General features: G+C 37.0%; 15 protein-coding genes. 7 read left to right on the forward strand and 8 right to left on the reverse strand.

What is annotated here, in order from left to right; genetic code table 11:
- Positions 1 to 89: 89 nt before the first annotated feature.
- The 3 genes from K5S59_RS20790 to K5S59_RS20800 are packed head-to-tail and all read left to right on the forward strand — an operon-like array spanning position 90 to position 1,430.
- A complete protein-coding gene (locus K5S59_RS20790) occupies positions 90 to 431 on the forward strand; it encodes a PadR family transcriptional regulator (protein ID WP_000683186.1) in 342 nt (113 codons plus the stop codon).
- Positions 424 to 906: a hypothetical protein gene (locus K5S59_RS20795; protein ID WP_098873054.1), complete on the forward strand. Its 483-nt coding sequence runs from the start codon at positions 424 to 426 to the stop codon at positions 904 to 906. The genes K5S59_RS20790 and K5S59_RS20795 overlap by 8 nt, the downstream gene beginning before the upstream one ends.
- On the forward strand, positions 903 to 1,430 hold the full coding sequence (locus K5S59_RS20800) for a permease (protein WP_120449596.1): 528 nt from the start codon (positions 903 to 905) through the stop codon (positions 1,428 to 1,430). Before K5S59_RS20795 ends, K5S59_RS20800 begins: the two co-directional genes overlap by 4 nt.
- Before the next feature lie 42 nt (positions 1,431 to 1,472).
- Here K5S59_RS20800 and K5S59_RS20805 read toward each other — a convergent pair whose 3' ends face one another.
- On the reverse strand, positions 1,473 to 2,948 hold the full coding sequence (locus K5S59_RS20805; protein ID WP_120449594.1) for an MDR family MFS transporter: 1,476 nt from the start codon (positions 2,946 to 2,948) through the stop codon (positions 1,473 to 1,475).
- Positions 2,949 to 3,090: 142 nt separating this feature from the next.
- Here K5S59_RS20805 and K5S59_RS20810 point away from each other — a divergent pair, with 142 nt between their 5' ends.
- Together K5S59_RS20810 and K5S59_RS20815 are read left to right on the forward strand one after the other, a co-directional pair.
- Entirely contained in the window at positions 3,091 to 3,666 is a 576-nt protein-coding gene (locus K5S59_RS20810) for a TetR/AcrR family transcriptional regulator (protein WP_098259230.1), read from the forward strand.
- A gap of 159 nt (positions 3,667 to 3,825) precedes the next feature.
- Positions 3,826 to 4,713 (forward strand): DMT family transporter, encoded by an 888-nt coding sequence (locus K5S59_RS20815; RefSeq protein ID WP_000776044.1) that lies wholly within the window; start codon positions 3,826 to 3,828, stop codon positions 4,711 to 4,713.
- 148 nt (positions 4,714 to 4,861) lie between these two features.
- Here K5S59_RS20815 and K5S59_RS20820 read toward each other — a convergent pair whose 3' ends face one another.
- Positions 4,862 to 5,629: a TSUP family transporter gene (locus tag K5S59_RS20820; protein WP_120449592.1), complete on the reverse strand. Its 768-nt coding sequence runs from the start codon at positions 5,627 to 5,629 to the stop codon at positions 4,862 to 4,864.
- 109 nt (positions 5,630 to 5,738) lie between these two features.
- On the opposite strand from K5S59_RS20820, the gene K5S59_RS20825 reads away from it, so the two are divergent.
- Positions 5,739 to 6,524: a TrmB family transcriptional regulator gene (locus K5S59_RS20825; protein ID WP_120449590.1), complete on the forward strand. Its 786-nt coding sequence runs from the start codon at positions 5,739 to 5,741 to the stop codon at positions 6,522 to 6,524.
- Positions 6,525 to 6,620: 96 nt separating this feature from the next.
- Here K5S59_RS20825 and K5S59_RS20830 read toward each other — a convergent pair whose 3' ends face one another.
- The 6 genes from K5S59_RS20830 to K5S59_RS20855 all read right to left on the reverse strand — a co-directional run bounded on the left by K5S59_RS20830 (position 6,621) and on the right by K5S59_RS20855 (position 11,894).
- Positions 6,621 to 6,851, reverse strand: coding sequence for a DnaB-like helicase C-terminal domain-containing protein (locus K5S59_RS20830; protein WP_483298344.1), 231 nt, complete (start codon positions 6,849 to 6,851; stop codon positions 6,621 to 6,623).
- 7 nt (positions 6,852 to 6,858) lie between these two features.
- Positions 6,859 to 7,476 carry a hypothetical protein gene (locus K5S59_RS20835; protein ID WP_120449586.1) on the reverse strand — a complete coding sequence of 206 codons (618 nt, stop codon included), beginning with the start codon at positions 7,474 to 7,476 and terminating at the stop codon, positions 6,859 to 6,861.
- A gap of 149 nt (positions 7,477 to 7,625) precedes the next feature.
- Positions 7,626 to 8,825 (reverse strand): FAD-dependent monooxygenase, encoded by a 1,200-nt coding sequence (locus tag K5S59_RS20840; protein ID WP_120449585.1) that lies wholly within the window; start codon positions 8,823 to 8,825, stop codon positions 7,626 to 7,628.
- Between the two features lie 518 nt (positions 8,826 to 9,343).
- Complete coding sequence (gene dnaB, locus K5S59_RS20845; protein ID WP_120449583.1) at positions 9,344 to 10,633, reverse strand: replicative DNA helicase; 1,290 nt, start codon at positions 10,631 to 10,633, stop codon at positions 9,344 to 9,346.
- Entirely contained in the window at positions 10,630 to 11,499 is an 870-nt protein-coding gene (locus K5S59_RS20850) for a DnaD domain-containing protein (protein WP_000312184.1), read from the reverse strand. Before K5S59_RS20850 ends, dnaB begins: the two co-directional genes overlap by 4 nt.
- A gap of 197 nt (positions 11,500 to 11,696) precedes the next feature.
- Positions 11,697 to 11,894, reverse strand: a complete 198-nt coding sequence (locus tag K5S59_RS20855; RefSeq protein ID WP_120449581.1) for a nucleoside triphosphate pyrophosphohydrolase family protein — start codon at positions 11,892 to 11,894, stop codon at positions 11,697 to 11,699.
- Positions 11,895 to 12,112: 218 nt separating this feature from the next.
- Here K5S59_RS20855 and K5S59_RS20860 point away from each other — a divergent pair, with 218 nt between their 5' ends.
- The gene (locus K5S59_RS20860; RefSeq protein WP_120449579.1) at positions 12,113 to 14,356 is read left to right on the forward strand and encodes an McrB family protein; all 2,244 of its coding nucleotides are present in this window, start codon (positions 12,113 to 12,115) and stop codon (positions 14,354 to 14,356) included.
- Position 14,357: the final 1 nt, after the last annotated feature.

Here is a 14,357-nt window from a genome sequence, read left to right on the forward strand (position 1 = left end):
TGACATAGCACTTCATGCACCATATACTGTTAACAACAGTATACTGTCATTAACAGTATTAATTCTAATTCATTCAAGGAGGTATATCCATGAAACATACAGGAAGACATACAGGTGCATTTCTTTTGTTATTTTTAGCAGAAGGTGATAACTATGGCGGGCAATTATTGCAAAAGTGCGAGGAAGAACTTCCAGTTAATCCAATTGATAGCGCCATTTTATACCGTACGCTAAAGAAATTAGAAAACGAAGGTGCAATTGAATCTTACGTAAGTACAGATCATCAAGACAAACCGAGAAAGATGTACAAAATTACGCCTGCTGGAAAGGAACAATTAGCAGATTTCCAAATGGATATTGAAGAAAAAATGAAGAACTTATCCTTTTTCATAGACAAATATAAAGACTTAAAGGATTCCGACCATGATTAATGGCGTGATCCTTTACACTTTAGCCATTATTCTTACGGGGATTTCTTTTATGAAGGACCGCACGAAGACGAAAGAAGCTCTAATGAAGTCATGGAAAATGTTTCGCAATCTTCTACCTGCGATGCTCTCCATCATGCTTTTCGTTGGCTTATCACTTTCTATATTAACGCCGTCTTTCATCTCTTCTATTATTGGGGAGCAATCTGGATTTCTCGGCATTGTTTATTCAGCAATACTCGGCTCCGTTGCACTTATTCCAAGCTTCGTCGTATTTCCTCTTGGCAATACATTAGTCCAACACGGCGCAGGCCTTCCTCAAGTTGCAGCACTTATGTCTACACTCATGTCAGTAGGAATTACAACCTTACCGATGGAACAAAAGATATTCGGACGAAGCTTTGCTTACGCACGTAATGCATCTGCATTGCTCATGTCCCTCCTATTCTCCTATATCATTTGGGTGGTGCTGGTATGAAGGAGCTAAAAAGATATCGCTTCTTTTTCATCTTACTACTGGGACTCTTTGTATTAACTTTTATAAATCAATCTTTAGGATGGAGCGCATTACAATTAACAGGCAATAGCATTTTAGATATGTTGTTTCTCCTCCCCCCTGTCCTCATATTTGTAGGATTACTTGATCAATGGGTGAAGAAAGAAACGCTTATGAAATATATGGGCAAAAATTCCGGCGTATACGGAATCTTATTCTCTCTATTATTAGGCGGCATTGCAGCTGGTCCTCTCTACGTTGCCTTCCCAATTGCAGCACTACTCCTAAAAAAAGGCGCAAGCATTCGATACATCGTATTTTTCTTAGGGGTTTGGACAACTGCGAAATTGCCAATTCTCGTGTATGAATTCTCTTCATTTGGAGCTACTTTTACACTCATTCATATTTGCTTCGGGCTAGTATTCTTCTATATTATGGGGCTTATTTTTGAGAGGTTTTATGATCAGGGGCAGTTGCTTCGGTATGATGTTACGAAAGAAATATAAAAAGACACCTTTCCTAGAAAAGGTGTCTTTTTTATATAAACCTTAATTCTCGTTCTGTAAAACCCTCGCTGCCTTGACTCCCTCTCTCTCTTCTTTTAAAAACAACGATACGATAAAAGCAACAACAATAAAGATTAACCCAAGTGTAAACGCACCTTGGAATCCTGATGTTAAACCGTTCAACTTCTCCACTGGGTCCAGTGGATTTGCGGAGCTTTCCATATAGCTAGTTGTTCCTGAAGACATTTTCGAAATAAAGATAGCCGTTCCAATTGCGCCAGCTACTTGTTGCAACGTACTAAATAGTGCTGTTCCGTGCGGATATAAATCTGGTGTTAATTGGTTTAAACCGTATGTTTGTGCTGTCATGACAAACATAAGTCCAACCATTAATACGCTATGCATGACAATAATTTGTACTATTGATGTATCAGGAGTAATGCCCTTAAATAAGAACATCGCTATCCCTACTAACACGATACCGGGAACGATAATAACTTTCGGACTAAATTTATCAAATAGTTTACCTGCGATTGGTCCCATTATGGCGCTAATAACACTTCCCGGAAGCATGATGATTCCTGATTTAAAAGCTGTAACGAGTAAAACTGTTTGCAGGAACATCGGTAATAAAGTCATCGTTGAAAATAACGACATCATCACAATGACAATTAATCCAACTGATAATGTAAACATCGGAACTTTAAATGCTCGTAATTCTAAAATTGGATTCTCAATTTTCAATTGTCGAACGACAAATATACATAATGAGATAAGCCCAACAAGTAAAGTGCCATACACTTTCGCATCAGACCATCCTAAATCACCCGATGCACTAAAGCTATACACAAGTCCGCCAAATCCTAATGTCGATAAAAGGATAGATGGATAATCTACTTTTGGCCTTGTTAACTCTGAAACATTTTGAATGTACTTCATCCCAATCATAATTGAAATGATCACGATAGGAATAACAACATAGAATAACCAGCGCCAATTTAATGAATCAACGATTACTCCAGATAATGTAGGGCCAATTGCTGGAGCTGCCATCATTACAAGTGCGATTAACCCCATTGTGGCACCACGTTTTTCAGGCGGACAAATGATTAAAATCGTATTCATTAATAACGGTGTAATTAACCCCGTCGCTACAGCTTGGACGATACGGCCAACTAATAAAACGGAAAATGTCGGTGCGAATCCCGCAATTAATGTACCGACTAAAAATGTTACCATAGCGATTAAAAACATTTGTCTCGTTGTGAGCCATTGCTGAAGTAACGCTGTAATTGGGACTAAAACTCCAACCACCAACATGTAAGCTGTGGAGAGCCATTGAATCGTTGAAGCTGTTACGTCAAATTCTTTCATTAATACAGTTAACGCATTACCAAGTAATGTTTCGTTTAATAATGCAACCATTGCCCCTAAAAGTAATGCGATTAAAATCGGGGTATGTTTCATATTAGAAGTATCAACTTTGCCACTTGCAGGGCTCTTAGTTGTCATATTCATTTGCAAATTCTCCTCCTGTTTCTTACTTAAAAAGCTTTAAATAAACCGGAACACATGTAATATAATATACATATGTAGATTAAAAAGGGAGAATCAATTTTCAGCCACTGTATATTTAATCTACAAAAAAGGAGAATTGTAGATGAACGATAGTGAAAAACAACTGGATTTACGTATTAGACGTACACATAAATTATTGTGGGATTCCTTATTTGAATTAATGACGCAATCAAAACAGAAATATAGTACCATCACGATTAACCAAATTTGCGATCGTGCAATGGTACACCGAACAACCTTTTATAAACATTTTGAAGATAAAGATGCTTTATTAGCATTTGGATTTAAACGATACAGCAAGATGATTGCTGGAATACCGGTTTCAGATCGATTAAGTAAACCATTTCAAGTAATGGAACAATTTCTACATCATGAAGAAATCGGTAAAATATTAGAGACGCAAATGTCTGATGAACAATTTATTAGCCGGACACAGTATTTAAGTCACGAAACGAGAAAACAAGAAATAGAAGCGTTACATCAACTTTGCAAAAATCATACGATGCCAAATGATTTAATCATTGAATTTTATTCAGGGGCAATCACCTCATTAAGCGCATGGTGGTTTAAAAATGAAAGAAGCGTTTCTGCGGCTGAAATGGATAGGTATCTCCACCAACTTATTAATCGGGATATTTTTCAGTTTGAAGAGGAATAACTTCCCCATCAAAAAAAGGCTGTTTTGTAACCAGCCTTTTTTTTGATGAAATAAAACGTCGATAAATTTAAGTTACAAATATTCAGAATTAATATTAAAATATAAAAATGGGGATAGGGGTATGGAATTATAAAATTTATACATAACGAGGGAATAGAAATGAAACTACAATTAAAAGCGGATTTAGGACTACTACTAGTTACATTCTTTTGGGGTGCATCCATCTTACTTACAAAGGTTGGACTTGAAGGCATTGAAGAATATAATTTAATCGCATTACGATTTATTATCGCCTTTCTTTTATCAGGTTTAATATTTTACAAACATTTATTCAAAATCGATTTTAAAACTGTAAAATATGCATTTATACTCGCTTCTGTCTTATTTATCGTTTACATTTTCGCAACTTTCGGTACAAAGTACACAAGTGTTTCTAATGCTGGTTTCTTACTATGTCTCACAGTCATTTTCATTCCGATCTTATCAGCTATATTTTTAAAACACATTCCGGAAAAGAAAGTTATAGTAGGAATCATTTTAACGATAATAGGAATCGGCTTATTAACATTAACGAGCGAATTCAAGATCGGTAACGGCGATATATTTTGCATACTGTCAGCCTTATTTTATGCAATCCACGTCATCATCACTGGCAGCGTAACAAAACATGTGAACTCCATTGCGCTTGGAGTCATACAACTCGGCTTCGTCGGCCTATTTAGTCTTATTTTTTCATTCATTATAGAAACGCCAAAACTGCCTAGCACAACCAACTCATGGCTAATCATCCTAGCCTTAAGCATATTCTGCACCGCAGTCGCATTCATCGTGCAAGTTATCGCCCAGCAATACACGACGCCTACACACACAGGACTTATTTTCTCATTAGAACCTGTCTTTTCCGCAGGCTTCGCTTTCGTTTTCACAGGTGAAACGCTTACCGGGAAAGGATACTTAGGGGCGACACTTATATTAGTAAGTGTATTGATTGCTGAGGTGGATTTTAAGGGGTTGTTGCGAGTTAATTATAAGAAGAATATGGAATAGTTATTTCACTAAAGTACATAAACATACCCCGAAAATATTCGTTTATATTATTTTCACCCTCTTACCTTAATTTTTTAGATGCTACCTTCAAATAAAGTAGCATCTAAAATATTTATGTAGTCTGCATAGTTAACCTTTTCTACATTACTTACTGCACATAGTCATACAGATTTTTCGCTAACAATAAACAAGTTACTGTAATGAAAAGAGCACGAACATACCCGCTTCCTTTTTTTATAGCAAATTTGGAGCCAACAATCCCTCCAGCAATTTGAGCAATCCCCATTATAAAACCATACGCATAGTTTACTTGCCCTACACACATAAACATCAACAACGCACCAACATTACTTCCTAAATTAAGAAGCTTCGCATTACCTGCTGCTTTTAAAAAATCATACCCAATAAATAAAAGAGCAAACATTAAAAACGAACCTGTGCCAGGTCCTAGAAATCCATCATAAAAACCGATAGTAAAAACAAAAAAGGTAAAAATAATGACGTGTCGACCAGACAATTTCTTATGAGTAGAAATACTACCCCAATCCTTTTTGAATATCGTATAAATAGCAACCGCACCAAGCATAATTAGCATCAATGGCTTCAGTACTTCTGGGTTCATTAAATGAACAGTCCATGCCCCTATTATGGAACCTATGAAAGTGAGTGGAACTAATTTAAACGCCGATTTCAAATCAAGATTACCAGAACGATAAAACACAATATTACTAGTTGCACACCCCATTGTCGACGCTAGTTTATTCGTAGCTACTGCACTTGCTGGATTCAGTCCTGTAAATAATAAAGCGGGTAAGGCGATCAGTCCACCGCCACCTACAACTGAATCAATAAATGCAGCTAAAAATCCAAAAGCAATCAAAATAATTAATACTGATGGGTCTAAATAAAAGTCCATACTATTAACCTCCCCTTTAGTCACTATTCGAATAGTAACTAATAATTTGCTAAATGTAAACAGTTATTGTAACGTTGAAATATAAAGCAAACATCGGAGGACGAAAAAAGTGGACTACATAGTGCAACAGCTTAAAAAAATGGGTTTTAATGAATATGAAGCTAAATCTTATGTATCTCTTGTTAAACAGGGGCCTGTCACAGCCTACCAAGTAAGTAAGGATTCAGGTGTCCCAAGAGCGCGAATTTATGAGATTTTGGGTAACCTTGTAGAGAAAGGAATTGTCATGAAGGAAGAAATAAATGACACCACTCGCTATTCACCTCTACCTGTTGAAATCTTTTTACAAAAGGCGCAATCAGAATGGCAGTCTACGTATGAAGGAATCAGTGACTCATTAAAAAAACTAGAAACTTCCGAGGAAAAAACGGATAATCGAGTGATTACTTTAAAAGACAAAAAAACAATCATTAGCTATTGTCAGACATTAATAAAAAAAGCAGAACAACGTATTGCCATTTCAATGTGGGATGAGATGTATGAAGCATTAAAAGAGGAACTATCTGCGGTAGCTGATAAAGTTACAGTACAAGGTATTACCCTGCATGTTGAAAATCCAATTAAAAATCTAGAAGCCCATCGTATCACACCCTATACAGAAACCCGCTCTACAGAACATTGGTTTATTTTATCGATAGATTCTAAAGAGATGATTTATGGACCATCGCTTGAAGAGCGTAACGTTGCCTTTTATACAGATGATCCGGTTCATATATACCTATTAGAGGATTATGTATGGCATGATGTGTTAGTGAACCGACTTGTCCGACGTAGCCAAGACAATTTGGAACAATGGATTACTACAGAGAGAAAATCCTTTTTTATGGGGAAATAAGAAACATATTCAAAGAATCAAAAAATAAAGCATAAGTTAATGAAATGGTACACTTATGCTTTATTTTATTTACAAAGTGATACTCAAGTCTTTTAACTATTTCCCCTCCACAAACCGCCCAAACTCCCTCAAAAATCTCAGCTTAAAACTCCCCACAGACCCATTCCGGTGCTTCGCCACATGAATCTCCGTCATCTCTTTTTGCACCGTTTCCTTATCATAATAAGCTTCACGATACATAAGCATAATGACATCCGCATCTTGCTCAATTTGTCCTGTCTCTCTTAGATCAAATAAAAGAGGTGTCACCTTATAACTATGTGACACCTCTTTTTTAAACATTTAATGTAGAATTGTTATTATTAGATTTTAAGTTTATTTTTCTTACAATTGCCGTTATTACCTTCATTAACAATAAGGGAATAATAGCTGCGTATATAATATATATAATTCCATATTTAATAATAACCCCTAATCCATCCGTATCTCTCATTATAAAAGTGACGTAATCTACATTTTCAAACAGTTCAATAACATTTGTAAATAACCTAGTGGCTAGAGCTAAACACCCTAAATAAAATAAAAAATTAATAAATCTAGAATTACCTTTCGTTACACACATGAGTACAAATGATAAAACAAAGCCTATATAAATATATGTAGCGTATTCAACTGCGTACGCAATAACAAGAAATCCACCGATGAAAAAAGCGATTAAACCGCCTATTAAAATAGCTAAAAACAAAAGGAATGTTCCTTGTCCAGTAGGTATTGGAATCCCTACTGAATGAGTATCATTTTGATTTGATGCTAAATCCCATGTATCACTATCAGAATCTAGTGTATATCCTCTGTCGTATAACTTATTTTCTGCATCTCGACTTGCACGTGTATTCCCCTCATAATATAACCGTTCCAGTTCTTCATCTGACTTATTCGAGTAATCTCCCATAAACTTGCCCCTATCCAATAATTTTTTCATTTTATTATCTCATTTATATTTATTAATTTTTCAGTCTTTTAACCAGAAACAGTTATTACAATCAATCTCGTGCGGTAATATAAATCATGGAGACAAAGCTCTTTTCTTACATATTCATATCAATAGTCTTTTAGCTCGATCCCGTTAGCGGCTTTCGCTACCATTTTCGAGATTAGCTTAAACTGGAAGACCATAAGGATTGGTACTCGTAACATAAAATTGCGCAGAAAGATTTTAAAGTTCGATTTTTCAACCATGCTCCCAGCAGCTAGTTTCCCTATTTTTTGATTCTTCTCAACAAACCTTCTCATCTCTTGCTCATAAGCAACATAGGCACGGGAATGATCACCAGTCGCGTTTTTGAGTTCGCCTGCTAATACATAAGCTCCGACAAGCGCTAGACTAGTACCTTGCCCTGATAGAGGTGATGGACCATACGCCGCATCACCTACCAATGTAATTCGACCTTTTGACCATGTTGGCATGTGAATTTGACAAATCTCATCAAAGTAAAAGTCATCCGCCTCTTTCATAGTTTTAAGTATGTGTGAAGTTTCCCAGTCTTCTGTATGGCCTACAAAGGCATTTTCTACAAGTTTTCTTTGAGATTCTTCATCATAGCGGTCGTACTCCAGTGCCTCTGATTGGAACAGGAGCATACCTTTTGCCTCTGTATTACCACGAGCGCTATACATACCCACAGTTTTGCCTGGCATTGTATAAAGCATTACGCGGTGGTCAAGGTTGAGGTAATTCTCGAGAGTAAAAATCGAAATATAACAACCAAGTGTACGTTTAAACTGTGTTTCATCACCAAAAGTAAGGGACCTCACATTAGAATGCAGCCCGTCCGCACCGATGACCAAATCAAACGTCTGTGGCTTTTCATGAATAAATTGGACTTCGACACCTGCTTCAGTTTCATGTATAGCAGTAATTGACTCACTCCAAATGTATTTAATTGTATCCTTAGTTAAATCGTACAAAATATTACTCAAATCATCACGCATGATTTCGATGTCCACACCATGCTGGTTCGCTAAACTCGCTTCACTTAATTGACCTTCAACATCACCTTTGCTGTTCACGAAGTACACACCGGTCATGTTTGTATCAGCTGCACGGACTTGATCGAGTATACCCATCTGTCCAAGCACCGTAACAGCTACACCACGAATATCAACCCCATATCCACCAGAGCGCAATGCAGGTGCGCGTTCTACTACAGTCACGTCGAAGCCATAACGATGAAGCCAGTAAGCGAGTGCCGGACCGGTAATGCTCGCACCAGAAATAAGGACGCGTATCGCTTTTTTCATAATTACTTATTCACTCCTATCCTAATGAAAGTCTTAACATATCCCCCAGTATATTCACCGCAGCAAAATAATAGAGATTAACTATTCAACAAATAATCGGCTTGCCTAAAAAGTAAAAACCCTGCATATCAATATAGGACATTTGCTCAAACTTTATTACAAATTATCAATATCTAAAAAATAAAACGCCATAAAAAATAAAAGGTGATACATCTTAGTTATGCATCACCTTTGTAATTCTTGTTCAACAATCCGGACCGTAATCAGGGAAATCATACCACCAACAATCATATGAAGTGTTCAAGAATTCATACCCTGTTTTAAATGCGTTTCTACCCCCTGTTATCCCATACAAAAATATAATGCTTTCGTTCATAAATATGAAACCCATTTTTATTCCATATACTAACTTAATATTTTTATACACTTATATACTAAAGAGCTTTTAAATCAAAAAATTTGCGTATTAAACATAATAATTTTTTCATATAAAAAATAGTCGGCTATTTTCCCAACACCTAATTCCCCTTCTCCACAAACCGACCAAACTCCTTCATAAACCTCAGCTTAAAACTCCCCACAGGCCCATTCCGGTGCTTCGCCACATGAATTTCCGTCATCTCTTTCTGCGCCGTTTCCTTATCATAATAATCCTCGCGATACATAAGCATAATGACATCCGCATCTTGCTCAATTTGTCCTGTCTCTCTTAAATCAGATAAAAGTGGGCGCTTATCTTGCCGTGCTTCTACGGAACGAGATAATTGTGATAATGCTACTACACAAACATTTAATTCACGTGCTAATACCTTAAGCTTACGCGAAATTTCACTAATCTCTTGAAATCGATTGCCCTTATGCTTCGGATCACCCGTAATAAGCTGCAAGTAATCTACAATAACTAAAACCTTCTTATCACCGTGCTTCCTCTTTAACTTACGAGTTTGCATCCAAATATCTTGCACCGAAATGCCTGCGTTATCGTAAATTTCAAATGGTAATTCCCCGATTTCCGCAAAGGCCTTACTCACCTTTTCCCAGTCCTCTATCGCAAAACGATGCTTCGGATTTTTCAGCCTACCTCCTGACACTTCACCTACGCAAGACGCCATCCTTTTTAACAATTGCTTACTACTCATTTCTAACGAAAACAATCCAACCGCCGCTCCAGACTTCGCCGCATGCAGTCCAACATTTAGCGCAAACGCAGTCTTCCCCATAGAAGGACGCGCACCAAGAACGACAAAATCACCTTCCTGCAATCCGCACGTCATTTTATTTAGCGATGTATAACCAGTCTCAATACCAGTAATCTCTTTCGTATCTTGATGAAGCTCTTCATATAAATCAACTAGCGCATCCTTCAAATCAAACTCACATACACAGTCCTTCTCCTCTAACTCACAAAGTGCCGTAATCGTCTCACCAATAATTTTCTCATTCTTCTCCGCAATAAGACGCTCTCCCATCTTGTGCCCGAGAACACCCGCCTGATACATTTTCCAGGCACCTCGAACAAGCCCCTCATAATAAGAGAAGTTGGCAGTTGTCGGCACACCATCCATTAACTCTATAAAATACTCCATTCCCCCGATCCCCTCTAAAAACTTCGGATCCACCCTAGAAATGAACGTCACAAGATCAATCGGTTGCCCCTCTTCTTCCATTTTTCGCATTAACTGAAATATAGACTTGTGCACTGGCAGAGAAAAATACTGCTCCGTCAAACGGCACTCCTTAATAAGCTCTCCATCAAGTAATAGAGAACCTAGCACCGTCTTTTCCGCCTCTACATTTTGAATGCTCATGGACGCCACCCGCGCTCCGCTAAAAAGCGCTGCAACTCTTCCTCAGACGGCGCATTCTTCTCCCACTCCTCACACCTCGCCAAAAACTCCTCCGTCTCCCCCGTACTAACAGACGAATCCTTCTTCCTAAAGCTCGCCGTATCCGCCTCAACCTCACATACTTTCGTAAATCCTTTCCCGTGCCACCCTCTCAAAATCCCCTTCACATAAGCAACCGTCCGCTTATTATTCTCAAACGCAATTTGAAGAGCCTTCAGCACAAGCTCCTCTGACAAATCTTCCATCCACGCACTCAGTTCCTCTACAGTATGAGGTGACAAACTACCGAAATGCTCCTCATAAAAAGAAAACACGCGACTTCCCGTTTCTTCCTCTATAACCTCTTCTTCCGCCTCTGTCTCCTCACAAACTGGCTCAACATCATCCACATCCACAGCCAAATCACTCGGCATACCGAAATGCGCTAAAAGCATCGGAACATTCAGCTCCTCCTCTACGCACTTCTGAAGAAACATATGTACAAACTCCTTATTCTTCACACCCTTAAGCTCACGAAGAACGCACTTCTCCACATTCGTATTCGTCACCGGATTATAACGAAGCCAATTTAAAACGAATAGCTCCCGCGTATCCGCATCATAAAGAATCTTCCCATAATCAATGAAGCGCTGCACAAGCTTATCAACAGTCTCCCGATTATAACCCGTCTCCATCTCAGCTAACCGCTTCGGAAAAGGAAAAATTCCACACTGCGTCGTCTTCGAACAAGTTAACAAATACACATAAAAATACCGCTCCTCCGGCGTCAAATCCAAAACAAAATCATCCTGCCAAAAATTCACCTGCACAGTACGATACACCGCCATCCCAATTCCTCCCGTCCTAATTCAAAAATGAAAATTTCCTCTTTGTACTATATATAGGAAGGAGGGCCGGGTTTTTGGCGTATTATTTCAAAATTTTTTTCGACTCCTACTACGGTGTTTGTTGGTGTTTTTGTTTTGTTATGTTTTTTCTTAGTGATTTATTACTTGGTAGGGGCTTGTAAGGGGCTTAGGAGGGGCTAGTTATCGGTTACTTCGATTAGAAACACTCGATCTGAGAAGCCACCTCGTTCTTCTGCTTTCTTTTTACGGATGTTGTTTATTTCTTCTAATGTTGTGCCTTCGTGTTGGGCTAGGATTCTTGTTGTGGGTGTTTTTTCGTGGGTTTTGATTGTTTGTGGGATTTTGTTTTGGATTAGTTTATTGTGGGTTGGCATGAGGTTTTCCTCCGTTTGGTTTTTCTTCTATCAATTATTTTGTTATCAGTTCAGAATAATGTTACCTATAATTTCTGCAAATGATTAATCAAGTGAAAAAAACATTATTCTACTAATGGGGCACGTACATGAATAATTTTATGATAAAATATCTCTATGGTCATTGGTATTATCGGACTATACAAAAAATATAATTAACTATTTTTAGGAGTGTTAAGATGGTGCAAAGTATTGCAAAAGATTCTTTCACAAAGGAAGAAGTACAGAATTATGAAGACGCTTTAAATTCACTTAAATATTTCCTTCTTGAAGATAATGATGAAATAAAAGTAGAGCATGTGGACACAGTTTATGAATTTTTAAGCCATAGCACAAATACAAAAAGACAGGATAAACAATTATTTGCACATTATTTACAAGACATACCGCCAGAAGAAGTAAAAAAGATGAAAATGGTATTAAAAAAATTAAAGAAAGGCATTAAAGAAAATACAAAGGGTCCTGTTGAGGAAAGCAAGAAAAAATTAATTGAATATGGCGCACTTAATTTTTGTTCTGTATTTCTAACAAATCCTTTGCTTCATGAAGAAAAAGAAATGATAGCAATAACAGAAAATAATCTCAAAGATTCAGGGATGAAAACAATTATTAATCAAACACATCTCCACGATAAGAAATCTAAACGCTATGACGAATGGTTATCAACCGAGGCAGCACAAGTTGTCACGGAATTAAGGACAGCCGATGAAAACAATGAATTATCAGCACTTCACGTAAATAAATTTGTCAAACTGTTCAAGAAATACTCGCAAGGAAGACTATTATTTCGTATCAATGGCTATATACAAACAGAAGAAACAGTTCGTATATATGGAACTCCTATGGAATGGACCAACGAAGGCATTGTCCCTCTAAATCACCCATGGAAAATTGAAGATTGGTCGATTTCAAGAAATAATATTAAAGCACACAGAGTTGCACATTTAAAACAGAATGATCTCGTATTAGTAAATTTTAGCGGTACACAAAATACTCATTTTTTAGCTTCTTTACTATTCATAGACTTTACAACGGCTGAAGTTGTGCCACTTTCTCTTGAACAAAGTTTGCAAGAAATAGGCGGTACAGCTTTTGTGAAGCAACTAAAAGACAATATGAATGTAAATACATCCGAGGAAATAGAAGCAATTATTATTCAACGGTTACTAAATGTAAATCAAGAGTTGAAAAATCAACTAGAAAAAGAGCAACAAGAATTCGTACTTCAACAACAAAAACTTTCAGAAGAACAACAAGTGTGGAAACGTATATTCTATAAAATTGAGCAATCAATAGCATTTGAACAAAAAGAAGCAGAGGCTGATGAAGTTCAGATACACCCTTATAAAGAAGAAACTTTTTGCAAGCAAGTACAGTCACTTCTTTATCATAATGATGAGGAACAACTAATTTATCAAGAATCTACAATAAAAAGCTTCATTCATGCTCTTCAAGCAAATGTTTTAACCATTTTAACAGGTCCGTCTGGGACAGGAAAATCCAGCATTGTACAAGCATTTGGTCATGCCGTACAAAATGTTGCTGTCCGTATGATTCCAGTTCAATCTAGCTGGACAGATACACAAGATTTAATTGGATATTTTCATCCGACCGATAAAACTTTTGTACCAACGCCATTTATGGAGGCATTAGCTGAAGCATCGAAAAATAGTAATAAGCTATTTTTAATTTGTTTAGATGAAATGAACCTTGCTCATGTCGAATATTATTTCTCCGAGCTACTTAGTGCCCGTGAAGAAAAAAATCCTGCATTACGTCTATATGCTAAACGTCACTACGATATTGCGAAAATCATTTGTGATCAAGGTTGTGAAGATGTAGAGCGTTTACGTAACTCACAAGAATTAATTGAAAACTACCAATCGACATTTAAAATTCCTAGTAATGTTCGTTTTATTGGAACTTTGAACATGGATCATACGGTTAAGCCATTAAGCCCTAAGGTGATTGATCGCAGTTTCATTATTGAGATTAACCATTTGTCCAGAATACAAAAACAAAAAATTATTGATACTATATCAAAAGAAAAATTAACAGGGAAAATCGAGATGGATGCAACTATTTTTTCAACGGTACGGAATGATGAGGAAAGTGTTAAAAAAGCAGTTAATATACTGGAAGATATTTCATCAACTTTAAATAATTATCCCAACGCATCATTAAATAGCCGTGGTTACAAGCATCTTCGCAAAATGTTGCAATTTGCAGATCTTGAAGAAACCTCACTTACTTTATATATCGATTCATTAATTTCAGGGAAAATACTACCTAGAATCGATATCCCAAAAGTTGATTTGGACTTGATTACACAGACATTCGTAGAAAAATTATCAAGCTATCCAGTATCATCTCAAAAGTTCGAAAAAATGTTAGCAACAAATCGAATGGTTAAGTTTTGGTGAT

This window comes from Bacillus sp. BML-BC051 (assembly GCF_019656175.1).
Taxonomy (GTDB): Bacteria; Bacillota; Bacilli; order Bacillales; family Bacillaceae_G; genus Bacillus_A; species Bacillus_A mobilis.

What these genes read in the sequence shown, in the direction of transcription:
- K5S59_RS20790 (WP_000683186.1), top strand. Translation starts at nt 90, where the DNA reads ATGAAACATACAGGAAGACATACAGGTGCATTTCTTTTGTTATTTTTA.
- K5S59_RS20795 (WP_098873054.1), top strand. Translation starts at nt 424, where the DNA reads ATGATTAATGGCGTGATCCTTTACACTTTAGCCATTATTCTTACGGGG.
- K5S59_RS20800 (WP_120449596.1), top strand. Translation starts at nt 903, where the DNA reads ATGAAGGAGCTAAAAAGATATCGCTTCTTTTTCATCTTACTACTGGGA.
- K5S59_RS20805 (WP_120449594.1), bottom strand. Translation starts at nt 2,948, where the DNA reads ATGAATATGACAACTAAGAGCCCTGCAAGTGGCAAAGTTGATACTTCT.
- K5S59_RS20810 (WP_098259230.1), top strand. Translation starts at nt 3,091, where the DNA reads ATGAACGATAGTGAAAAACAACTGGATTTACGTATTAGACGTACACAT.
- K5S59_RS20815 (WP_000776044.1), top strand. Translation starts at nt 3,826, where the DNA reads ATGAAACTACAATTAAAAGCGGATTTAGGACTACTACTAGTTACATTC.
- K5S59_RS20820 (WP_120449592.1), bottom strand. Translation starts at nt 5,629, where the DNA reads ATGGACTTTTATTTAGACCCATCAGTATTAATTATTTTGATTGCTTTT.
- K5S59_RS20835 (WP_120449586.1), bottom strand. Translation starts at nt 7,476, where the DNA reads ATGGGAGATTACTCGAATAAGTCAGATGAAGAACTGGAACGGTTATAT.
- K5S59_RS20840 (WP_120449585.1), bottom strand. Translation starts at nt 8,825, where the DNA reads ATGAAAAAAGCGATACGCGTCCTTATTTCTGGTGCGAGCATTACCGGT.
- dnaB (WP_120449583.1), bottom strand. Translation starts at nt 10,633, where the DNA reads ATGAGCATTCAAAATGTAGAGGCGGAAAAGACGGTGCTAGGTTCTCTA.
- K5S59_RS20850 (WP_000312184.1), bottom strand. Translation starts at nt 11,499, where the DNA reads ATGGCGGTGTATCGTACTGTGCAGGTGAATTTTTGGCAGGATGATTTT.
- K5S59_RS20855 (WP_120449581.1), bottom strand. Translation starts at nt 11,894, where the DNA reads ATGCCAACCCACAATAAACTAATCCAAAACAAAATCCCACAAACAATC.
- K5S59_RS20860 (WP_120449579.1), top strand. Translation starts at nt 12,113, where the DNA reads ATGGTGCAAAGTATTGCAAAAGATTCTTTCACAAAGGAAGAAGTACAG.